20 protein-coding genes are annotated in these 21178 nt (G+C 72.8%); 13 read left to right on the forward strand and 7 right to left on the reverse strand.

Features of this window, described 5'->3' with window-relative positions:
• Positions 1–57: 57 nt before the first annotated feature.
• A complete protein-coding gene (locus BXA10_RS05790) occupies positions 58–576 on the reverse strand; it encodes a GNAT family N-acetyltransferase (RefSeq protein WP_076468375.1) in 519 nt (172 codons plus the stop codon).
• Positions 577–777: 201 nt separating this feature from the next.
• Here BXA10_RS05790 and BXA10_RS05795 point away from each other — a divergent pair, with 201 nt between their 5' ends.
• Together BXA10_RS05795 and BXA10_RS05800 are read left to right on the forward strand one after the other, a co-directional pair.
• Positions 778–1599, forward strand: a complete 822-nt coding sequence (locus tag BXA10_RS05795; RefSeq protein WP_076468377.1) for an HAD family hydrolase — start codon at positions 778–780, stop codon at positions 1597–1599.
• Positions 1599–2411, forward strand: a complete 813-nt coding sequence (locus BXA10_RS05800; RefSeq protein WP_076468379.1) for an HAD family hydrolase — start codon at positions 1599–1601, stop codon at positions 2409–2411. The genes BXA10_RS05795 and BXA10_RS05800 overlap by 1 nt, the downstream gene beginning before the upstream one ends.
• Positions 2412–2502: 91 nt before the next feature.
• On the opposite strand, the gene BXA10_RS05805 is transcribed toward BXA10_RS05800, so the two are convergent.
• Positions 2503–3096: a bacterial proteasome activator family protein gene (locus BXA10_RS05805; RefSeq protein ID WP_076469199.1), complete on the reverse strand. Its 594-nt coding sequence runs from the start codon at positions 3094–3096 to the stop codon at positions 2503–2505.
• An 83-nt stretch (positions 3097–3179) separates the two neighbouring features.
• On the opposite strand from BXA10_RS05805, the gene BXA10_RS05810 reads away from it, so the two are divergent.
• A complete protein-coding gene (locus tag BXA10_RS05810) occupies positions 3180–4007 on the forward strand; it encodes an alpha/beta hydrolase family protein (protein ID WP_076468381.1) in 828 nt (275 codons plus the stop codon).
• Between the two features lie 47 nt (positions 4008–4054).
• The gene (locus BXA10_RS05815; RefSeq protein ID WP_076468383.1) at positions 4055–5245 is read left to right on the forward strand and encodes an ABC transporter substrate-binding protein; all 1191 of its coding nucleotides are present in this window, start codon (positions 4055–4057) and stop codon (positions 5243–5245) included.
• A gap of 105 nt (positions 5246–5350) precedes the next feature.
• Here the strand turns inward: BXA10_RS05815 and ddaH are convergent, their stop codons facing one another.
• Entirely contained in the window at positions 5351–6184 is an 834-nt protein-coding gene (gene ddaH, locus BXA10_RS05820; protein WP_342742863.1) for a dimethylargininase, read from the reverse strand.
• A 59-nt stretch (positions 6185–6243) separates the two neighbouring features.
• Between ddaH and BXA10_RS05825 the strand changes: the two genes are divergently transcribed.
• The 3 genes from BXA10_RS05825 (at position 6244) to BXA10_RS05835 (ending at position 9773) form a co-directional block, all read left to right on the forward strand.
• Complete coding sequence (locus BXA10_RS05825) at positions 6244–6702, forward strand: Lrp/AsnC family transcriptional regulator (protein WP_076468387.1); 459 nt, start codon at positions 6244–6246, stop codon at positions 6700–6702.
• A 44-nt stretch (positions 6703–6746) separates the two neighbouring features.
• Positions 6747–8609: a beta-propeller domain-containing protein gene (locus BXA10_RS05830; RefSeq protein ID WP_076468389.1), complete on the forward strand. Its 1863-nt coding sequence runs from the start codon at positions 6747–6749 to the stop codon at positions 8607–8609.
• Between the two features lie 207 nt (positions 8610–8816).
• On the forward strand, positions 8817–9773 hold the full coding sequence (locus BXA10_RS05835; protein ID WP_076468390.1) for a zinc-binding dehydrogenase: 957 nt from the start codon (positions 8817–8819) through the stop codon (positions 9771–9773).
• A 28-nt stretch (positions 9774–9801) separates the two neighbouring features.
• On the opposite strand, the gene BXA10_RS05840 is transcribed toward BXA10_RS05835, so the two are convergent.
• The 3 genes from BXA10_RS05840 to mobA all read right to left on the reverse strand — a co-directional run bounded on the left by BXA10_RS05840 (position 9802) and on the right by mobA (position 11879).
• Positions 9802–10965: a T3SS (YopN, CesT) and YbjN peptide-binding chaperone 1 gene (locus BXA10_RS05840; RefSeq protein WP_076468392.1), complete on the reverse strand. Its 1164-nt coding sequence runs from the start codon at positions 10963–10965 to the stop codon at positions 9802–9804.
• Positions 10966–11076: 111 nt separating this feature from the next.
• Positions 11077–11331: a DUF6457 domain-containing protein gene (locus tag BXA10_RS05845; RefSeq protein ID WP_076469202.1), complete on the reverse strand. Its 255-nt coding sequence runs from the start codon at positions 11329–11331 to the stop codon at positions 11077–11079.
• Positions 11328–11879 (reverse strand): molybdenum cofactor guanylyltransferase, encoded by a 552-nt coding sequence (gene mobA, locus BXA10_RS05850; protein ID WP_076469201.1) that lies wholly within the window; start codon positions 11877–11879, stop codon positions 11328–11330. The genes BXA10_RS05845 and mobA overlap by 4 nt, the downstream gene beginning before the upstream one ends.
• Positions 11880–12071: 192 nt before the next feature.
• On the opposite strand from mobA, the gene fdhD reads away from it, so the two are divergent.
• On the forward strand, positions 12072–12926 hold the full coding sequence (gene fdhD / locus BXA10_RS05855) for a formate dehydrogenase accessory sulfurtransferase FdhD (RefSeq protein ID WP_076468394.1): 855 nt from the start codon (positions 12072–12074) through the stop codon (positions 12924–12926).
• Between the two features lie 60 nt (positions 12927–12986).
• On the opposite strand, the gene BXA10_RS05860 is transcribed toward fdhD, so the two are convergent.
• Positions 12987–14027, reverse strand: coding sequence for a DUF4192 domain-containing protein (locus BXA10_RS05860; RefSeq protein WP_076468396.1), 1041 nt, complete (start codon positions 14025–14027; stop codon positions 12987–12989).
• 276 nt (positions 14028–14303) lie between these two features.
• Between BXA10_RS05860 and BXA10_RS05865 the strand changes: the two genes are divergently transcribed.
• From BXA10_RS05865 to BXA10_RS05885, 5 genes are all read left to right on the forward strand, one after another.
• A complete protein-coding gene (locus BXA10_RS05865) occupies positions 14304–15218 on the forward strand; it encodes a fructosamine kinase family protein (protein WP_076468398.1) in 915 nt (304 codons plus the stop codon).
• Positions 15215–16228, forward strand: coding sequence for a GTP 3',8-cyclase MoaA (moaA, locus tag BXA10_RS05870; RefSeq protein WP_076468400.1), 1014 nt, complete (start codon positions 15215–15217; stop codon positions 16226–16228). Before BXA10_RS05865 ends, moaA begins: the two co-directional genes overlap by 4 nt.
• Positions 16229–16230: 2 nt before the next feature.
• Positions 16231–16506 (forward strand): MoaD/ThiS family protein, encoded by a 276-nt coding sequence (locus BXA10_RS05875; protein WP_076468402.1) that lies wholly within the window; start codon positions 16231–16233, stop codon positions 16504–16506.
• Positions 16507–16516: 10 nt separating this feature from the next.
• On the forward strand, positions 16517–17761 hold the full coding sequence (locus tag BXA10_RS05880) for a metallophosphoesterase (protein WP_076468404.1): 1245 nt from the start codon (positions 16517–16519) through the stop codon (positions 17759–17761).
• 198 nt (positions 17762–17959) lie between these two features.
• Complete coding sequence (locus tag BXA10_RS05885) at positions 17960–21154, forward strand: UvrD-helicase domain-containing protein (RefSeq protein ID WP_076468406.1); 3195 nt, start codon at positions 17960–17962, stop codon at positions 21152–21154.
• Positions 21155–21178 lie beyond the last annotated feature (24 nt).

Consider the following 21178-nt stretch of genomic DNA (forward strand, 5'->3'; position numbering starts at 1 on the left):
TCCCGGGCCGGGCCGTCAGGTGCACCAGCGGCCGGCCGGGAGGTCGACGCGCGTCGCTCAGCAGCTGGCCCAGCGCAGCTCGCCGTCGACCACGACGTCCGTGGCGCGCAGACCGAGACGTTCGGCGATCCGCGCCGAGGCGAGATGTTCGGGGTGCACGTGCGCGATCAGGGCGTTGATCCCCTTCCGGTCGAGCCAGCCGACCATGCCGAGGGCCGCCTCGCCGGCGTACCCGCGGCCCTGCTGCGGCGCGGCGACGACCCAGGCCAGCTCGGCGACCTCACGCTCGCCGTCCAGCCGGACGGTGGCCTGCACCGTACCCACGGCGTCGCCGGTGGCCCGGTGCCGGACGATCCAGTTCAGCCAGCCCTGGCTGCCGTCCGGGGAGCGGCCGGCCACCTGGCGCGCGTACCGGGCACGCAGCTGCTCCTGGCTGGCCGGCTCACCACCGATGAACTCGTGCAGCCGTTCGTCGTGCAGGAGCGGCGCCATCTCCGCGGCGTGCGAGATCCGCATCGGTTCGAGCACCAGGCGCTCCGTCTCGATCAGCTCCGCCGCCGGCCAGTCGCGTACCACCCGCCTACCGTACGACCGGACGGATTCCGCCGGAGGCGGGATGGCCGCCACCGGGGTTGTGCCACTGGTTGGCTTCCGATTCGCCTGGAAGCCATGGTTGCGCCCCGTTCCGCGAGGTACGGTTGCTGCCCGCCGTCACTCCAGGTCGATGATCGACCACTGAAACGGCTGGTTGCGGCGGCGGCGGGCGAAGGAGGAACGATGACCCGCCCGGGACTGCCCAAGCTGATTGCCACCGATCTCGACGGCACGCTCGTCCGCAGCGACAACACCGTCTCCGCGTACACCCACGGGGTGCTGGACCGGGTGCGCGCCGCCGGGATCCCGGTGGTCGGCGCGACCGGCCGCGGCCCGCGGCTGACCGAACTGACCCGCAACGACATCCGCGCGGCCGACTTCCTGGTGATGGCCGGCGGTGGTCGCGTGGTCGACCAGAGCGACCCGGCGGGCCCGGTGGTGCTGCGCGACGAGCGGCTCCCGGCCGAGGTGCTGGCCCGGATCCTGGCCGACCTGGAGGCCGCGGTCGGTCCGTTGACCGTGATGGTCGAGGCGTCCGACGAGCACGACGCGCCGCTCTGGGGCGACTATCACCCGAGCTGGCCCTACCCGGACCGGTTCGAGGCGCGGACGCGAGCGGAGTGCCTCTCCACGGACGTGATCAAGGCGTTCGCCCGGACCGCCGATCACCAGGTGGACGAACTGCTCGGCGTCGCCCGCCGGATCGTCCCGGCGGAGGTGGCCACGCTCACCCAGGCCGGGCTCGGTTTCGTGGAGATCTGCCCGCCCGGCGCGGACAAGGCCACCGGGCTGGCCGTGGTGGCGCAGACCCTCGGTGTCGACCCGGGCGACGTCCTGGTCTTCGGCGACCAGCCCAACGACCTGCCCATGTTCGAGTGGGCCGGCTGGGCCCGGGTGGCGGTCTCCAACGCCCACCCGGCGGTCCGAGCCGCCGCCGACGAGGTCACCCTGCGCAACGACGACGACGGAGTGGCCGTCTATCTGGACCGACTACTGTCCCGGTGATGGGAGAGACACCTCGGCTCGTCGCCACCGACATCGACGGCACCCTGCTGCGGGACGACCGGACGGTGAGCCCGCGCACCGCGTCGGTGCTGGCCCGGCTCACCGCCTCGGGCACGCCGGTCGTGCTGGTCACCGGCCGTCCGATCCGCTGGCTCAAGCTGGTGTACGAGCAGCTGGCCGAGCCGCTGCCGGCGATCTGCGCGAACGGCGCGGTGGTGTACGACCCGGACGGCGACGAGGTGCTGCGTGCCGACCCGCTGGCGCCGGAGCTGCTGGCTGAGGTCGCCCGGCGGCTGCGCGCCGAGGTGCCCGGGGTGACGTTCGCCGTGGAGGTCACCGACAGCCGGCAGATGCGGCACGAGGCGCACTACCCGCTGCGCTGGGACGCCGACCACGACGCGATCCGCGCGGTGCAGTCTCCCGAGGAACTGCTGGCAGCCCCGGCGGTGAAGCTGCTCGCCCGGGCCGGTGAGCAGGATCCGGACGCGTTCGTCGAGCTGGTGGCCGCGGCCCTGCAGGGGCTGGCCGAGGCCACCCACTCGTCGTACTCCGGACTGGTGGAGATCTCCGCGGCCGGCGTGACGAAGGCGGCGGGTCTGGCGTGGTACTGCGCCCGGCTCGGCATCGAGGCCCGGGACGTGGTGGCGTTCGGGGACATGCCGAACGACGTACCGATGCTCACCTGGGCCGGTCGGGCGGTGGCGGTCGCCAACGCGCACCCCGCCGTACTGCGGATCGCGCACGAGGTCGCCGCCGCCAACTCCGAGGACGGCGTCGCGGCGTACCTGGAGAAGCTCTTCGACGTGGGCTGAGCGGGCCGGGCCGGGCCGCTTCCACACGGGTCGCGGCCTCGGCCCCGGCACCGCTACGCGCGGTCGTGTCCCGTGCCGGTCGTGGCCCGGCTCAGAGGTACTGGCCGGTGCTGTGCCCCTCGCCGCCCTGACCCATGCCCGGCATCCCGGGCGCCATCGCGCCGGGACCGCTCGGCAGTGCCCGGCCGGACCGCATCTGCTCCAGCTGCACCCGGGCTGCCATCTGCTGGGCGACCAGCGCGGCCTGGATGCCGTGGAAGAGACCTTCCAGCCAGCCGACCAGCTGCGCGTGCGCAACCCGGAGCTCGCTCTCGCTCGGCGCGCCCTCCTCGGTGAAGGGCAGCGAGATCCGCTCCAACTCGTCGCGCAGCTCCGGGGCGAGGCCCTCCTTGAGCTCGACGATCGACCGCTCGTGGATCTCCCGCAGCCGGTGCCGGCTGGCGTCGTCGAGCGGGGCGGCCTTGACCTCCTCCAACAGCTGCTTGATCATGCTGCCGATCCGCATCACCTTGGCAGGCTGTTCGACCAGGCGGGTCGGGTCCTCCCCCTGCCCCTCGCCGGTCTGCATGGTGCCGACGGGTTGGCCGTCCGGGCCGACCACCACCACCGTGCCGGAGTGACCGGTGCCCTCGTTGCCCGGCTCGTCGTTCTGTCCAGCGGCGCTCGCTTCGGTCATGTGATCCATCTTGGCCCAGCGCGCCGGGTTCACGCTCGCCGGGACCGACTCCTCCGACGCGGATCACTCCCGGGACGCGTTACCGTCGCGCCATGCCCGCCGACCCCCGTGCCGTTCTGAGCCGACCCGCCCCGGATCCCGATCACACTGTGGCGTACGGGGACCATCCGGACCAGATCGCGGACCTCCGGGAACCGGCGGTCGGCGGACCCGCCCGGCCGTTGGTCGTGCTGGTGCACGGCGGCTTCTGGCGGGCCGAGTACGACCGGCGGCACACCGGCCCGCTGGCCGCCGCCCTGGCCGGCCTGGGCCATCCGGTCGCGCAGCTCGAATACCGGCGCACCGGGCAGCCGGGCGGCGGCTGGCCCAACACGCTCTCCGACGTGCTGGCCGGCGTGACGGAGCTGCCTCGGCTGGCCGCCGCCGCGATGCCGGGCCGGGTACGCGCCACCCCGCCGATCCTCGTCGGCCACTCCGCGGGCGGTCAGCTGGCGCTCTACGTCGCCGCCCGGGCGCCGGAGGCGGTCGGAGGCGTGTTGGCGCTGGCCCCGGTCGCCGACCTCGCCGAGGCCTACCGGCTGGACCTGGACGGTGGCGCGGTGGCCGAGCTGCTCGGCGGCGGGCCGAGCGAGGTCCCGGACCGGTATCGGGCCGCCGATCCACGAACATTGGTACCCATGCAATCACGGACCGTAATCGTCCATGGTGAGATGGATCAACAGGTGCCGGCAATGATGAGCCGCGACTTCGTGGCCGCCGCCCGAACGGCGGGCTGCGATATCACCCACTTTGAGCTTCCCGAGTGCGAGCATTTCGGCCTAATCGACCCCGAATCCGCCGCCTGGCCCGTGGTCGTCGCCGCGTTGCGATCCCTGCACGAAGATCAGCGGCCGATTGACGCAGCGTCGCCGACCAGGTAGAACGCCGGAGGGGCGACCCGCCCTCGAACCCCTGCTGGAAGGACTCGGTGTCGCAGATGAACCGCAGACGGGCGCTCCAACTCCTGGCCGCGCTCGGCACGACCGGGCTCGCGGCGGCGTGCGGCAACGACACTGACGGCGCATCGGGCGGCACCCGCGGCCCCATCAAGATCGGGCTCATCGCCCCCCAGGCCGGCGGCCTCAAGGCGATCGGCGACGAGATCGTCAACGGCTTCCAGCTCTTCCTCGACCTGAACGAACAGCAGCTCGGCGGGCATCCCGTCACGTTGATCACCGCCAACGAGGGCAACGACGTCAAGTCCGGCAAGGCCGCCGTCGACGAACTGCTGAGCCAGGGCGTGCTCGCGCTGACCGGCGTGGTCAACTCCGCCGTCATGCTCGGCATCCGGGACACCGTCGAGAAGGCCCGGGTGCCGCTCATCGGCTCGAACGCCTCGCCGAGCACCCTGCAGAGCGTCGTCTACATCTGGCGGACCTCGTACGTGCTGGACGAGGCGGGACGGGCGCTCGGCGGCTACCTGAAGGAGCAGCTCAAGCCGGGCTCCCGGTTGGCGATCATCATGCCGGACAGCGTCAGCGGCGAGGATGTCGAGCGCGGCTTCCGCGAGGAGTTCGGCTCCTCCGACCCGCGCCTCGCCGGCCCGGTCGTCTGGACCACCGCCGCGGACAACCCCGGGAAGACCGCGTTCAGCCAGGACATCCGCAAGGCGCTTCAGAAGCACCCCGACGCGATCCTCTGCTTCTTCACCGGTGAGGCCGGCGTCGAGTTCATCAAGCAGCTGCGCGAGGCAGGCTACAAGGGTCCCGTCTACGCCCCGGGCTTCCTCACCGAGGGCACGGCGTTGGAGAGCATGAAGAACGACGCGCTCAACATCCAGACCGCGCTGAACTACTCGGCCGACCTCAGCAACACGGCCAACCGCGTCTTCGCCTCCGAGTACCGGAAGAAGCTGAGCAGCTCCCCGACCACGTACGCGATGGCCTCGTACGACGCCGCCCAGGTGCTGCACCAGGCCATCCAGCTGGCCGGCGCGAACCCGAACCCGCAAGAGGTCAACCTGGCCCTCGGCAAGCTCGGGCAGATCGACAGCCCGCGCGGCATCTGGCAGTTCAACCAGCCGCGTACGCCGCAGCAGAAGTGGTACCTGCGCCAGGTGCAGCGCGACGGCCAGGTGCTGTCGAACGTCCTCATCAGCGAGTTGGCCACGCTCGGCTGAGCCCCTCCGTTCCGGAGACAGGGCCGATCCCCGTGCGGGGACCGGCCCTGTTCCGTACGCCGAGGCGGCCAGCGCTCCCGGAACGGGCCGCGTCTCGCGTACCGCTCAGTGCCGCAGCTCGGCGATGCAGCACTTGACGCTGCCGCCGCCCTTCTTCAGCTCGGACAGCTCGACCGGCACCGGGTGGTAGCCGACGGCCTCCAGCTTCTCGGCGAGACCGGCAGCCTCGCTGTTGAGGACCACGTTCAGCCCGTCACTGACCAGGTTGAGCCCGAAGGCCATGACGTCGGCGTCGTCCGCGATCACCGCGTCCGGGAAGAGCTGTGCCAGCACCTTCTGGCTCGCCGCCGAGAAGGCACCCGGGAAGTAGACGATGTTGGCGTCGTCGATGGCGGCGAGAGCCACGTCCAGGTGGTAGAAGCGCGGGTCGACCAGGCGAAGCGAGACCACCGGACGGCCGAGCGCCTCCTGCGCCTCGGCGTGCGCCGGAAGCTCCGTACGGAACCCGTGCCCGGCGAGGATGAGCCCGCCGTGCGCCTCCGGGACGTACGCGAAGTCGCCCTCGCCCTCGTTGGTCTCGCTCGGTGCGATGAACCGCCAGCCCTGCGACTCGTAGAAGGCCCGGTGGGCGGCAGCCTCGGCGGCCCGCTGCTCGTGCTTGAACTGGGCACCGTAGACGGCGCCGTCCACCACGAAGGCGCCGTTGGCGGCGTAGACCATGTCCGGCAGGCCGCGCTCGGGCGTCAGCAGGTGCACTTCGTGGCCGAGCCGCACCAGGGTCTCCCGCAGCCGGTCCCACTGCTTCACGGTCAGCTCGGTGTCGACCGGGGCGGTGACGTCCATCCACGGGTTGATGGCGTACTCGACCGCGAAGTGCTCCGGAGAGCACATGAGATATGTCCGCTTTCGCGGCACTCGCTGGTGGTTCACGGTCACCAAGAGTAGGTATCGTAGAAGTTTGGTAACAGCCACAACCATTGCTTCCCAGGGGCAGAACGTTGCAGATAGACGCCGTAGACCAGCGGATCATTGCGTTGCTCGTCGCCGACGCCCGAGCGTCGTACGCCGACATCGGGATCCGGGTGTCACTCTCCGCCCCTGCCGTGAAGCGACGGGTCGACCGGCTACGTGCCGCCGGGGTGATCCGGGGATTCACCGCCGTCGTCGACCCGGCCGCCGTCGGCTGGACCACCGAGGCGTTCGTGGAACTCTTCTGCGCCGGACGGACCACCCCCGCGCAGATCGGCGCGGCGGCTCGTCGGCACCCCGAGGTGGTCGGCGCGTACACCGTCTCGGGTGAGGCCGACGCGCTGGTGCATCTGCGCGCCGCCGACATCGCTCATCTGGAGGCCGCGCTGGAGCGGCTGCGCGCCGAGTCGTTCGTGACCTCGACCCGCAGCACGATCGTGCTGTCCCGGCTGGTCGAGTCGCCCGGCGTCGGGCCGTCCGCCGGCTGACCGCCGGGTGGGAACCGATTCGGGCGCGGGTCCGTCGAACGGCCATGACTCGGGGAACGCAACTCGCGGCCATCGGCACACTGACCGCGCTCGCCCTGCTGGCGGGCAGCGGACTGCCAGCCACCGCCCCCACGGTTGCCGGCGAACCGGCCCCGCCCGCCGGACCCGACACCCGCCTGGTGGCGTACGAGTCGTGCCACGAGGCACTGGCCGGGCTGCGGGCCGCCGCCACCGCCGCCGTAGGGCCATGGGGCCTCCCCGGCGGTGGCTCCAGCGTCCTCGCCACCACGACGGACGCCCGCGCGGCCGAGTTCCGGACGGCGTCCGCCCCCGAGCACTCCACCACCAACGTCCATGAGGTCGGGGTGGACGAGCCGGACCTGGTCAAGACCGACGGCCGGCGGATCGTCACGGTCAGCCGGGGCGTGCTCCAGGTGACCGACCCGGCCACTCGACAGATCACAGGCCGCCTCGACCTGGCCGAGGGCACTTCACCGGACCACCTCCGAGAGCGCACCCTGCTGCTGCTCGGCGACCGGGCGCTGGTGCTCAGCGGTCCGGCACGGGTCGGTATCAGGCCGGTGGAAGGGCAGGCCGCGAGCCGAGCCACGGTGCTGACCCTCGTCGACCTCACCTCGGCCCCCGCCGTGCTCGGCACCTACTCGATCGACGGCACCCTCGTCGACGCCCGGCAGACCGGTGCCACGGCCCGGGTGGCGATCCGCTCCGCTCCCCGACTCGACCGCCGTCCCGACCCGAGAGCCGGCGACGCCGAACGCATCGCCGCGAACCGGGCGGTGATCGCGGCAGCCGGAATCGAGGCCTGGCTGCCCGCGTACCGGTGGACCGCCGGCGCGGAACGGCACAGCGGCCGGGTCGGGTGCGACCAGCTGAGCCGCCCGGCCGACGCCACCGGCAACTCGGTGGTGACGGTGCTCAGCTTCGACCTTGCCGCCGAGCGTCTCGGCGACGGTGACCCGGTCAGCCTCGTCGCCGACGCCGCCACGCTCTACGGCACCGCGAACAACCTCTGGCTCGCCGGCTGGCGCGGGCCCGGCGAGGGAGCACGCCCGACCTGGTGGGGCGGGCGATCGGGGGCGAGCACCGTGCTCCACCAGTTCGACACCAGCGGTCCCGGCCGGCCCCGATACCTGGCCAGCGGCAGTGTCCCCGGCTGGCTCGTCAACCAGTACGCGCTGTCGGAGTGGCAGGGCGACCTGCGGGTCGCGACCACCGTCGACAGCGTCCCCGGTCGCCAGACGTCCGAGTCGGCGGTGTACGTGCTGCGCCGGCAGGGTGGCACGCTCAAGCAGGTCGGCGCCGTCACCGGCCTCGGCCGGGGCGAGCGAATCCACTCGGTGCGCTTCCTCGGCGGCACCGGACACGTGGTGACGTTCCGCCAAACGGATCCGCTCTACACACTGGACCTTACCGATCCGGCCGCGCCCCGGGTCACCGGCGAACTCAAGATCACCGGGTACTCCGCGTACCTGCACCCGCTGCCGGACGGCAGGTTGCTCGGCGTCGGGCAGGAAGCCGACGAGCGAGGTCGTACGCGGGGTCTGCAGGTCTCGCTCTTCGACGTCCGGGACCCGGCCCGGCCGGTCAGGTTGGACCGGTACCACGTGCCCCGGGCCCAGTCGGCCGCGGAGTTCGACCCGCACGCCTTCCTGTACCACCCGGAGACCGGCCTGGTCGCGCTGCCGGTCGACCGCGGAATCCGGCTGCTGCGAGTGTCCGCCACCGGGATCAGCGAGATCGGCCAGGTGACCCATCCAGGTGCCGACGGGGCGTCGCTCGACCGGTCGCTGCTGGTCGACGGCACGCTCTGGACCGTTTCCGCCGCCGGGCTGCGGGCCAGCGACCCCGACAGCGGACGGAGCCTCGCCTGGCTCCCCTCGACCTGAATCTCCCTCCCCAGCGGGTGGGGCCCGGCAGCCAGGGCTTCCGGACCCCACCCGCCCTGACACCCCACCCGCACTGACACCGCGGCCGCACCGACGCTCGCGCGCCCTGACGCTCACGCCCAGGCGCTTCAGCTCACCCGCCTTGACCTGAAGTCCGGTTCAAGGTGTCGACTTGAGGTCGGCCGGGGCCGAGCAGACAGGGCGTTCATGCGGGCAGTGTGGTTGCGTGAGTTCGGTGGACCGGAGGTGCTCGCGGCGGGTTCCGCGCCCGATCCCGTGCCGGGACCGGGCCAGGTGCTGATCGACGTGGCGCACGTCAACATCACCTTCGTGGAGACCCAGTTCCGGGCCGGCTGGTCCGGGCCGTTCGGCGGCAACCTGCCGTTGATCCCCGGCAACGGCGTGGGCGGCGTGATCGCCGCGGTGGGCGCGGACGTCGACCCGGCACTGGTCGGCCGGCGGGTGGTGAGCGGCACCGGCGGCTCGGGCGCGTACGCCGAGAAGGTCGTGGTCGACGCGACGATGCCGATCGAGGTGCCCGAAGGGTTGCCGCTCGACGTGGCGGTGGCGCTGCTCGCCGACGGTCGTACGGCGACCATGCTCGTCGACACGGTCGGACTCCGGCCGGGCGAGCGGGTCCTGGTCGAAGCGGCCGCGGGTGGCGTGGGGAGCCTGTTGGTGCAGCTCGCCGCCGCGGCGGGCGCGCGGGTGGTCGGGCTGGCCGGTGGCCCGGGCAAGGTGTCCCTGCTGCCGGAACTCGGCGCGGACGTGGCGGTGGACTACCTGCGCCCCAACTGGACCGAGCAGGTCCGAGCCGCCACCGACGGGGTGGACGTGGTGTTCGACGGCGTCGGCGGCGAGGTCGGGCGGGCGGCGTTCAGGCTGCTCGAGCCGGGCGGCCGGATGATCAGCTTCGGCCTGGCCAGCGGCGAGTGGGCCGGCGTGCCGGCCGAGGACGCCGCCGACCGGGGTGTGACACTGCTCCGCCCGGACGTGCCGCCCGCGCGGCTGCGCGCGTACACCGAGAAGGCGCTGGCGGAGGCGGTCGCCGGCCGGCTCCGCCCGGTGATCGGCCAGCGGTTCCCGCTGGAACGGGCGTCCGATGCGCACGCGGCGATCGGCTCCCGGGCGACGGTGGGGAAGACGCTGCTCGACGTCCGCTGACCTAAGCTCTCGTCGCTGCCCCGCGTCCTCAGAGATACATGCCCGTACGGTGCTCGCCGTCGGCGCGGCGCGGCGCCTTGTCGCCGTCACCGAAGAACCGCTTGCCGCCGAACTCACCGTGCAACCGGTCGTCCAGCTCGTCGGCGAGCCCGGTCATCACCTGCACGGCCAGCATGAGGTGGGTGGGCTGGAAGTTGCGACCGAAGACGGGGATGGACGCCCACACCGTGTCGTCGGTGCAGTAGAGGCGGCCGATCGGCATCCGGTTGGTCAGCTCGGAGAGCTTGACGTAGAGCCGCTCGGTCGGCTCGACCTCGGTGAGCACCGGGGAGAAGACGTCGACCAACGGTGGATTGTCCCGCACCCGGACGAAGACCATCGCCGATCCGGCCCGGATGTTGATGTCCCCGTCCGAGTCCACCTGCAACCGCTCCGAGTCGGACTTGAGCATGGTGGAGACGACGGTGCGTACGCGCTCCTCCAGCGCCAGCACGTCGTTCTCCTCGTTCTGGGCGGCCACGGCCTCGACCAGCGCCTCGTCCAGGTCCTCCTCGACCACGCGCCCTGGACCGAACTCGCTCCGTGCGGTGCCCAGCGGCACCTCCGGCAGCGGCTCCCCCTCGGCGTCGTGGATCAGGTAGACGAGGAACGCGGGATGCGGGGCGCCGTAGACGTCGCGCAGGGTGCGGGAGAGGAGGGCGGCGACGCGGCCCGGCTGGGTCGTGGTCGCGTCCAGGCCGAAGTATCCCGCGGACCCCTCGAGGACGCCGGGCGGAGACCAACCCAGCGCGATCATGTCCGCCACGGCCGCCCGGTCCAGCCGGTAGCCGTCCGGCAGGGCCGCGTTTCCGACGGCCCGCGCGGAGAGCCGGCCCTCCTCGCCCACGTCGATCCCGATGGAGTAGACGGCGTCGCCGGTGCCGGAGGCGGTCGGGTCGAGGGTCAACTCGACGTGCGCGCCCGCCGGGAGTTCGGGCAGCAGTTCGGCGAGCGCCCGGGCGAACTCCTGCCATGCCTGGGTCACCTTGGCCCGCAGGTCAGCCGTGCTCGGCTCGTCGAGCAGAACCGACTCCTGGTGCTCCGGCTGGTCCGAGGTGGCGCCGGATGAGTGTGCCGGGGTGGCCGCCGGCTGCGGGGCCGAGGCAGCGCCGGGCGGTTCACCGGGCGGCGCCGAGGGGTGGTCTGCCGTCATGATCGCCTCCGTCCGTCAAGGTCACCCTACTCACGGAGTCTCGCGGACGAACCAGCCCCGACCGTGATCGGACAAACCCGCGCGAGACGCCACGGGAGGTGGGGCCCAGCCTCAGGAGGCGGGATCCGCCCCGAGCTCGACCGGCCAGGACGCGGCGAGGGCGCTGAGCCGCACGGCCGCGTCGGCCGGGTCGGCGCCGCGCCCCACGGCCAGCCCGAAAAGGTACGCAGAGACCGGCGCGCCTGGCCTGAGCACCTGGTGGGCCACATCCTTCGCGAGGCCGAGCACGGCCGGGACCGGCACCTGCGCCGGATCGAGACCCAGCTCGGCGCAGGCAGCTGTGACCCAGTCGTCCATCACCGTCATCGCGCCCACTCCTCCGCCCGGCGTACGTCCTGGTCAGTGTCGCAGTCGAACCACGGTGGCGGGCCGGCACCGGCCCAGGCCACCTCCCGCACGGTCATTCCGTCCAGCAGGGCGCGTACCGGGGTGCCGGCGAGTCCGCCGCCCCGACCGTTGGCGAGTCGGGCCAGCGCGCCTCGAAGCGCCGGAACCCGCCACACACCGCAGAGCGTCTGCCGCCGCCCCTCGGCGTCGACGTAGCAGGCACCGTCGGCGCCCGCAGGCGCGAGCGCGCCCAGCAGGACGGCGACCGCCTCCCGGGTGAGCAGGGGCAGGTCCGCCGCGAGCAGGGCGACGGTGGTGGCGTCGGAGTCGAGCAGGGCGAGACCGGCCGCCGCGGCCGCGACCGGCCCACCGCCGGGTGGTTGTTCGCGGGTGACCCGTACGTCCGGCGGTGCCGGGTCGGCCGGCCCGACCAGGATCCGCGGGGCGGCGTCGGCGACCGCGGCCAGCACCCGGTCCCGCATCGACCGGCCGGCGACCGGCAGCGCCGGTTTGTCGACGCCGCCCATCCGCCGCGCCGCCCCGCCCGCGAGCACCACCGCCGCGTACCTTCCCGAGGAGCCCTCTTCAACCTGCACCCCGCGATGCGCGCGCACCGCGTTCGGGCTCGCGGCCCGATGGGCGGCGAGGGGAGGTCGGAAAGAGCTCACTCCGCAACGGTAGCCGTGCGGACGCCTCGACACTGGGTGCAGGATGTCGGGGTGGGACGGGCAGCTGACCGACGTGGCGTAATCCGGATCGACCTCGACGCGGCGGAGGGTCGTACCTCGGTCCGGCGACCGGACACCATCGCGGCCGAGGAACCGCTCGAGATCCGGGTGGGCGCGGCCGGGCCGGGTCGACGCCGACCGCTGGCGGTGACCATGCGTACGCCCGGCGACGACCTCGACCTGGCGCTCGGTTTTCTGCTGACCGAGGGCCTGATCAGGTCGACCGACGACGTGCAGACCGCCCAGCTCTGCGCCGGGGCGGAGACGCCCAACACGTACAACGTGGTGGATGTGGTGCTCGCGCCCGGCGTGCCGGAACCGGCGACGGACCCGGCCCGGAACTTCTACACCACCAGTTCGTGCGGCGTGTGCGGCAAGGCCAGCATCGAGGCGGTCCGGACCAGATCGCTCTTTCCCGTCCGCGACGATCCGCTGACGGTGCCGGCCGCGGTGCTGGCCGACCTGCCGGACCGGCTGCGTGCGTCGCAGCGTGGTTTCGAGCGGACCGGCGGGCTGCACGCGGCGGGCCTGTTCACGCCGGACGGGAAACTGGTCGTCCTCCGCGAGGACGTGGGCCGGCACAACGCCGTGGACAAGGTGATCGGTTGGGCGGTACGCGAACGAAGGTTGCCACTCGCCAATCACCTGCTGCTCGTCTCCGGCCGGGCCAGCTTCGAGCTGACCCAGAAGGCCTGGATGGCCGGCGTACCGCTGCTGGCCGCGGTGTCCGCGCCGAGCACCCTCGCGGTCGACCTCGCGGAGGAGGCCGGGCTGACCCTGGTCGGCTTCCTCCGCGGCCGGACCATGAACGTCTACGCCGGCCCACAACGGGTCACCGTCGATTGACGCTCGCGGACCGCGGTCAGCCGAACAGGTCGAGCCGGGCGGCGGCGTTCCGCGGCGTCGTCAACGGGACGGGCGACGCCTTCGCTTCCGGCTGCGGACCACACCCGGTGACCCGACCAGCGGCCAGCCGTCCAACTCCGAGGGTGGTACGCCCCGGCGGAGCAGGTCGTCGAGGAGCAGCGCCAACGAGTAGTCGGGGTGCTCGGCGAGCGCCCGTTCCAGGGCCACCGCCGCCAGGGCGCCCTGGCCCGCGCGCCAGGCGGCGAAGGCCAGCAGACTCGCCGGAGCGGCGATCAGGTCCGGCTCGGCTCGGCGCAGCACGTCGGTCCAGAGCGCGATGTCCCGATCCCGCCCGTCGGTGCGTTCCCAGGCGTGGTCGCGTACCTCGATCCGGGTGAGGAGCAGGCTGAGCCAGGCCACCTCGTCGTCGCTGAGCCGCTCACCCCGGCGCTGCCGGCGCATCGCCTCCCGTACGGCGACCACGCCGGCCGTACGCACCTGCCCTTCGTCCAGCTGCTCGCCAGTGGGTGGGAGCAGGCGCGCCAGCCGCTGCTCGGCGGCGGCGGTGGCCCGTCGCATCGCCACCCGCGCCGGCCCGTCCACCGGCGCCACCTGTGCCACCAACGCACCTCGGTCGGGGAGCGCCACCTGGCCGGCGTAGACCGCCGACGCGCTGACCTCGCTGGTGCCGGGCTCGTACGGCCGGCCCTCGGCTGGGCAGCATCCCGCCTCGGCACAGAGGTACGACCACCAGCGACCATCGGTGACGCGCAGCGCGTCGAGCAGCACCAGCCCGGCCTCACCGAGTGCGCCACGAACCGCGTCCACGGCGGGCGTGGCCCGGTCCACCGGGCCGTAGCCGACCACGGTGGCGGCGTCGGCGCGCTGCCGCTGGACGACGCTCGCGAGATGCCGGGCGGGGCCGGCCTGATCCTCGGCCGGGTCGGGCAGGTCCGCGCGGGCTGCGAAGACGACCCGCCGGCCGCGCATCGCCACCACGACCACGCTGTCGGCGGGATGGAAGCCGAGCAGGTACGGCACGGCGGCGAGCAGGTCGGCGGGTGAGCGTACGGCGAGGCGGGGCGGTTCGGTCGATGCCATGTCGGCAGCCTGCGACCGATCGGGTACGCTCCGCAGCCCCCTGTGGACGACACGCCCGTCGTCCACAGTCACGCAGCGTGTTTATCCAGCTCAGCCGCGACCACGATCGCCCGCACACCCGGTCGGCGGCGCGCGCTCACGCACCTGCCCCGACCCCCTCGCACCGCCGGCCGGCGCCCGGAGCGCCGCGAAGATCGGGCCGGTGACCGGGTGAGCGGTGTGGACCGCGGGGTCGGTGGCGGGCGGAGATCCGGTCGGACGGGTTACCGTGCCGGGATGGACCTCGCGTACCTGCGGGCGCATCCGGCACAGCTGCCGACGTTCCTCACCCATCAGCGGATCCGGGAGACCCCGGTTCCCGGCGGGGACATCTGCGCCGCGTCCCGGCTGACCCTCGACGACGGTCACTCGATCTTCGCCAAGTCCTGGCCGGAACGCTCCGACCGCCCGGTCCCGGACGGCTTCTTCGCGGCCGAGGCCGCCGGGCTGCGCTGGCTCCGGGAAGCGGACGCGGTGCCGGTGCCCGAGGTGGTCGTGGTGCTGCCGGAGCTGCTCGCCCTCGACTGGGTGCAGCCCGGCGACCCGACGCCGGAGGCGGCCGAGCGCTTCGGCCGGGAACTGGCGGCCCTGCACCGGGCCGGCGCGCAGGCCTTCGGGGCACCCTGGAACGGCTTCATCGGGGCGCTGCCGCAGGACAACACGCCCGACGACGGACCGTGGTCGCAGTGGTTCGCCCACCGGCGGCTCACCCCGTACCTGCGCCGCTCGGTGGAGAACGGCGCGCTGACCGCCGCCGAGGCCGCCCTGGTGGAGAAGGTGGTCGAGCGGATCGGTGAGTTCGGCGGGGACGAACCCCCGGCACGGATCCATGGCGATCTGTGGCCGGGCAATGTGCTCTGGGGCGCCGACGAGCGGGTCTGGCTGGTGGACCCGGCCGCGCACGGCGGACACCGGGAGACCGACCTGGCCCAGTTGGCGCTCTTCGGCGGGGCGCCGCACCTGGACCGCATTCTCGCCGGGTACGAGCAGGTCTGGCCGCTGGCCGACGGGTGGCGGGAACGCGTGCCGCTGCACCAACTGCATCTCCTGCTCGTGCACACCGCGCTGTTCGGCGCCACTTACCGCGATGCGGTCAACCGCGCGGCCCGATCCGCCCTCACCGGGCTCAACCACGCTACGGTCGACGGGTGAAGGCCACCCACCCGTCCGACGGCGTCCTCGTCGATCGGTACGGACGCATCGCCCGGGACCTGCGCGTCTCATTGACCGACAAGTGCAACCTTCGGTGCACGTACTGCATGCCGGCGGAGGGACTACCCTGGCTGGCCGGGCCGCAGCTGCTCACCGACGATGAGATCGTCCGGCTGGTCGGCGTCGCCGTGCGACGGCTCGGCGTGACCGAGGTGCGGTTCACCGGCGGCGAACCGCTGATCCGCCCCGGGTTGCTGGACATCGTGGCCGCGGTGGCCGCGCTCGAACCACGCCCGAGGATCTCGCTGACCACCAACGGCATCGGCCTGGACCGGCTCGCTCCGGCTCTGCACGCTGCCGGCCTCGACCGGGTGAACGTATCGCTGGACACCCTGGACGCGGACCGGTTCACCGCGCTGACCCGCCGCCCGCGACTCGACGCCGTACTGGCCGGTCTGGCCGGTGCCGCGGCCGCCGGTCTCACTCCGGTGAAGATCAACAGCGTGCTGATGCGCGGGGTGAACGACGACGAGGCCCCGGCCCTGCTCCGCTTCGCGCTCACCCACGGTTACGAGCTGCGGTTCATCGAGCAGATGCCGTTGGACGCGCAGCACGGCTGGGACCGGGCCGCCATGGTCACCGCCGACGAGATCCTCGCGTCGCTGCGGCGCGAGTTCGACCTGCGTACCGATCCGGTCGAGCGGGGATCGGCACCCGCCGAGACCTGGCTGGTCGACGGCGGCCCGGCCCGGGTCGGGGTGATCGCCAGCGTCACCCGCCCGTTCTGCGGCGACTGCGACCGCACCCGGCTGACCGCCGACGGTCAGGTCCGCGCCTGCCTCTTCGCCACCGAGGAGTCCGACCTGCGAGGCGCGCTGCGTGCCGGGGTGGACGACGAGGGCCTGGCGGACCGCTGGCGCCGTGCGATGTGGGGCAAACGGGCCGGTCATGGCATCGACGACCCGACCTTCCTGCAACCAGCCCGGCCCATGTCCGCCATCGGAGGGTGACAATGACCGACCGGACGCCCCTGGTCACGACCGCGACGCTGACTGTCCGCTACTTCGCCGGGGCGCGGGCCGCCGCCGGCCGGAGCGAGGAGACGACTCCGGCCGGACGGTCGCTCGACGACATCACCGCTGAGCTGGCCGTACGTCACGGCGCCCGGCTGGAGGCGGTACTACGGGTGGCGAGTTTCCTCGTCGACGGTGTGGTCTGTCATGATCGACACACACCGCTGCCGGCCGGGGCGACGATCGACGTCCTGCCCCCCTTCGCGGGCGGCTGAGGGAGGACGTGTGCTGTCGGCTCTGGGGTTCGTGGGCACCCTCGCCCTGATCACCGGCCTGCTCCATCTCTACCTGTGGAAACGCCTGGTTCGGGACACCACCCGGCCGGGCCGCTGGCGGCGGATCGGCGGCATCGTCGCCGTGGTGCTCGCGGTGCTGGTGCCGGCCACGATGGCGGGCACCCGGGCCGAGCTGTACTGGCTGGCCTGGCCCGGCTACCTCTGGCTCGCGCTGATGTTCTACCTGCTGGTGCTGCTGCTGGCGCTCGAGGTGCCGATGTTGGTAGCCCGGCTGGCGCTGCGCCGCCGGGCGGTCACCGCCGAGCCCACGACCGCCGCCCCCGAGCCGGTGCTGGTGGGTGGCGCCGGACCGGCCGAGCCGCCGGCCGCCGCGGCGGTCGACCAGCCCGACCACGACCCGTCGCGCCGGTTGCTGCTGGCCCGTGGGGCCGCGGTCTTCGCCGGGCTCACCGCCGTCGGCATCACGGGGTACGGCGTACGCAGCGCCTTCGGGCCGCCGGAGCTGGACCGGGTACGCATTCCGCTCGCCAAGCTCCCCCGCGGCATGGACGGCCTGCGCATCGCCACCGTCTCCGACATCCACCTGGGACCGCTGCTCGGCCGGGCACACACCGAACGCATCGTGGCCATGATCAACCGGCTCGACGCGGACCTCGTGGCGGTGGTCGGCGACCTCGTCGACGGCACGGTCGCCTCGCTCGGCGAGGCGGCCGCACCCCTGCGAGGCCTGCGTTCCCGCCACGGCAGCTACTTCGTGACCGGCAACCACGAGTACTACTCCGGGGTGGAGGAGTGGGTGCAGGAGCTGGACCGGCTCGGGCTGCGGGTGCTCCAGAACCGTCGGGTGGAGATTCCCGCGCGGGGCGGCGTACTCGATCTGGCCGGCGTGAACGACGTCTCCGGACGCGGTACCGGGCTCGCCGCCGGACCGGACTACGGGGCAGCGCTCGCCGATCGTGATCCGTCCCGCCCGGTGGTGCTGCTCGCGCACCAGCCGGTCGCGGCGACGGAGGCGGCGAAGTACGGCGTGGATCTGCAACTGTCCGGGCACACCCACGGCGGACAGATGGTGCCGTTCAACCTGGCGGTCGACCTGGAACAACCGATCGTCTCCGGGTTGGGTGAGGTCGACGGCACGAAGGTCTACGTCACCAACGGCGCCGGCTTCTGGGGCCCGCCGGTCCGAGTCGGCGCTCCACCCCAGATCACCCTGGTAGAACTCCGCACCCCCTGACCCCCACCCTCTCCCCATTCCCGCCCGTTGATCATGAAGTTGTCGTCGTGACACGCCGATTGAGCAGGCGATAACTTCATGATCGATGCGCTTGGTGGGTGCTTGGGCGGGGAGGTCATGGGGGCGGGGGTGGATTGCGCTTGTCACGTGTGTGCGTGGCGGCGGGCGCGGTCCCGGGCGGGCGTGACAGGATGCGGCGTGCCTCCGTTCAGCGCCGTACCCCCCGGTGGCCGCCCGCCGTTCGTCGCGGACCTGCACATCCACTCCAAGTACTCCCGCGCCTGCAGCCGTGACCTCACCCTGCCGAACCTCGGCTGGTGGGCCCGACGCAAGGGCATCGGACTGCTCGGCACCGGCGACTTCACCCACCCCTCCTGGTACGACCACCTGCGCGAAACCCTGCACCCGGCCGAGCCCGGCCTCTACCGGCTCAGTCCGGAAGCGGAGCGGGACATCGCCCGGCGGCTGCCACCTCGGCTGGCCAGCGAGGCCGAGAGCGATCCGGTCCGCTTCATGCTCAGCGTGGAGATCTCCACGATCTACAAGCGGGACGAGCGCACCCGCAAGGTGCACCACCTGATCTACCTACCGGACCTGGACGCGGTGGCCCGGTTCAACGCCGCGCTCGGCCGGATCGGCAACCTCGGCTCCGACGGCCGGCCGATCCTCGGCCTGGACTCCCGCGATCTGCTGGAGATCACCCTGGAGGCCAGCGCCGACGGTTACCTGGTGCCCGCGCACATCTGGACGCCGTGGTTCTCCGCCCTCGGCTCGAAGTCCGGCTTCGACGCGATCGCGGACTGCTACGCGGACCTGGCCGAGCACATCTTCGCCGTGGAGACCGGCCTCTCCTCCGATCCGGAGATGAACTGGCGGGTCGGCAGCCTGGACGCGTACCGGCTGGTGTCCAACTCGGACGCGCACTCGCCACCGGCGCTCGCCCGAGAGGCGACCGTCTTCGCCACCGACCGCGACTACTTCGCGGTACGCGACGCGCTGCGCAGCGGTGACGGCCTCGCCGGGACCGTCGAGTTCTTCCCCGAGGAGGGGAAGTACCACGCCGACGGCCACCGGCTCTGCGGGGTCAACTGGTCTCCGGAGCAGACCCGCGCGGCGGGCGGACGCTGTCCCGAGTGCGGCAAGCCGCTGACCGTCGGCGTACTCAGCCGGGTCGAGGAGCTGGCGGACCGTCCGGCGGGGCACCGGCCGGAGCACGCGCGCGAGGTGACCCACCTGGTGCCGCTGGCCGAGATCCTCGGCGAGATCAACGGTGTGGGCGCCCGCTCGAAGAGGGTCGACGGGAAGCTCAACGAGCTGCTCGCCGCGCTCGGACCGGAGCTGGAGATCCTGACCGGCACGCCACTCGACGAGATCAGAAGGGTCGGCGGCGAGTTGCTCGCCGAGGGCATCGGCCGGCTGCGCCGGGGCGAGGTCCGCCGGGTGCCCGGCTACGACGGCGAGTACGGCGTCATCACGCTCTTCGATCCGACGGAGTTGCGCGGGCGAGCCGGCGGAACGCAGGTGGAGGCACTCTTCGACGTACCGGTGCCGGAGCAGCGCCGGCCCGCGGAGGCGGCGGCGAAACCGCGCGCCAAGCGCCCGGCGGCGGCCAAGGCCGAGCCGAAGCGGAAGGTAGCGCCGCCGCCCCCACCGCCGATCGCGCCGCCGCCGTCCCCGCACGAACCGTTCGAACCGATGCTCGCCGGCATGGAGGAGGTCGGCACCGGGCTGCTGGACCGGCTCGACGCGATGCAGCGGGTGGCCGCCTCGGCACCGGGCGGTCCGCTGCTCATCGTGGCGGGGCCGGGCACCGGCAAGACGCGGACGCTGACCCACCGGATCGCCTACCTCTGCGCCGAGCTGAACGTCTTCCCGGAGCACTGCCTGGCGATCACGTTCACCCGTCGCGCGGCGGAGGAGCTGCGGCAGCGCCTCGACGCCCTGCTCGGGCCGGTGACCGAGGACATCACGGTCGGCACGTTCCATTCGCTCGGGCTCACCATCCTGCGGGAGAACACCGCTGCGGCCGAGCTCCCGACGGACTTCCGGATCGCCGACGACGCCGACCGCGCGGCTGCCCGCGTCGAGGCGGGCGACGACCTGGCCGCGTACACCGCGTTGCTGCGCAAGCAGGGGTTGGTCGACCTGGACGAGCTGCTCACCCTGCCGGTGGCGCTGCTGCGGGCGGACCGGACACTGGTCGAGCGTTACCGGGACCGCTGGCGGTGGATCTTCGTCGACGAATACCAGGACGTCGACGCGGTGCAGTACGAGCTGCTGCGTCTGCTCAGCCCGCCGGACGGCAACCTCTGCGCGATCGGCGACCCGGACCAGGCCATCTACTCGTTCCGGGGCGCCGACGTCGGCTACTTCCTGCGTTTCTCGCAGGACTTCACCGACGCCCGGCTGGTCCGCCTGAACCGCAACTACCGCTCGTCGGCGCCGATCCTCGCCGCCGCGGTACAGGCGATCGCGCCGACGTCGCTGGTGCGCGGCCGACGGCTGGACCCGGCCCGCCTCGACCCGGAGGCTCCGCTGGTCGGGCGCTACGCGGCGGCCTCCGTCGCCGACGAGGCGGACTTCGTCGTACGCACGATCGACGAACTGGTCGGCGGACTGTCCCACCGGTCGCTGGACTCCGGCCGGATCGACGGTCGGTCCACCTCACTCTCGTTCGGCGACATCGCGGTGCTGTACCGCACCGACTCCCAGGCCGCACCGATCATGGACGCGCTCGGCCGGGCGAACATCCCGGTCCAGAAGCGTTCACACGACCGGCTCCGGGACCGTCCGGGCGTGGCGGCGATCGCCCGCGAGCTACGACACGCGTCCGGGCTCGGCGGCGGCCTGGCCGCCCGGGTACGCCTGGCCGGCGAGGTGGTGGCGGAGCGCTTCGCGACCCCGACGCTGGACGGCGCCGGGTCGGTACGCCCCGAGGATGTCCGGACGGCCGTCGACCTGCTCACCCCGCTCGCCCGCCGTTGCGGAGACGACCTGGAACTCTTCCTGTCCCAGCTGGCGACCGGCGCCGAGGTCGACGCGCTCGACCCACGGGCCGAGGCGGTCACGCTGCTCACCCTGCATGCCGCCAAGGGGCTGGAGTTCCCGGTGGTCTTCCTGATCGGTGCCGAGGACGGGCTGCTGCCACTGCGCTGGCCGGGCTCGACTCCGGACGAGGACGCCATCGCCGAGGAACGACGGCTCTTCTTCGTCGGTCTGACCCGGGCACAGGACCGGCTCTACCTGAGCCACGCGGCCCGCCGTACCCGGCAGGGCACGGAACGCGAGTGCAACCCGTCGCCCTTCCTGGAGTCGATCGATCCCGGACTGTTCGAACGTTTCGGGGACGCCGAGCCCCGACGTCCCAAGGACCGCCAGCTCCGCCTGCTGTGAACCGGTCGGCGGGCGCGATCGATG

Source organism: Micromonospora avicenniae (genome assembly GCF_900156065.1).
GTDB lineage: Bacteria > Actinomycetota > Actinomycetes > Mycobacteriales > Micromonosporaceae > Micromonospora > Micromonospora avicenniae.

Excerpts from the sequence above, each read along its gene's own strand:
- BXA10_RS05795 (WP_076468377.1), top strand. The coding sequence starts at position 778 with ATGACCCGCCCGGGACTGCCCAAGCTGATTGCCACCGATCTCGACGGC.
- BXA10_RS05800 (WP_076468379.1), top strand. The coding sequence starts at position 1,599 with ATGGGAGAGACACCTCGGCTCGTCGCCACCGACATCGACGGCACCCTG.
- BXA10_RS05805 (WP_076469199.1), bottom strand. The coding sequence starts at position 3,096 with ATGGATCACATGACCGAAGCGAGCGCCGCTGGACAGAACGACGAGCCG.
- BXA10_RS05810 (WP_076468381.1), top strand. The coding sequence starts at position 3,180 with ATGCCCGCCGACCCCCGTGCCGTTCTGAGCCGACCCGCCCCGGATCCC.
- BXA10_RS05830 (WP_076468389.1), top strand. The coding sequence starts at position 6,747 with ATGACTCGGGGAACGCAACTCGCGGCCATCGGCACACTGACCGCGCTC.
- BXA10_RS05835 (WP_076468390.1), top strand. The coding sequence starts at position 8,817 with ATGCGGGCAGTGTGGTTGCGTGAGTTCGGTGGACCGGAGGTGCTCGCG.
- BXA10_RS05840 (WP_076468392.1), bottom strand. The coding sequence starts at position 10,965 with ATGACGGCAGACCACCCCTCGGCGCCGCCCGGTGAACCGCCCGGCGCT.
- BXA10_RS05845 (WP_076469202.1), bottom strand. The coding sequence starts at position 11,331 with ATGACGGTGATGGACGACTGGGTCACAGCTGCCTGCGCCGAGCTGGGT.
- mobA (WP_076469201.1), bottom strand. The coding sequence starts at position 11,879 with ATGGGCGGCGTCGACAAACCGGCGCTGCCGGTCGCCGGCCGGTCGATG.
- BXA10_RS05860 (WP_076468396.1), bottom strand. The coding sequence starts at position 14,027 with ATGGCATCGACCGAACCGCCCCGCCTCGCCGTACGCTCACCCGCCGAC.
- BXA10_RS05865 (WP_076468398.1), top strand. The coding sequence starts at position 14,304 with ATGGACCTCGCGTACCTGCGGGCGCATCCGGCACAGCTGCCGACGTTC.
- BXA10_RS05875 (WP_076468402.1), top strand. The coding sequence starts at position 16,231 with ATGACCGACCGGACGCCCCTGGTCACGACCGCGACGCTGACTGTCCGC.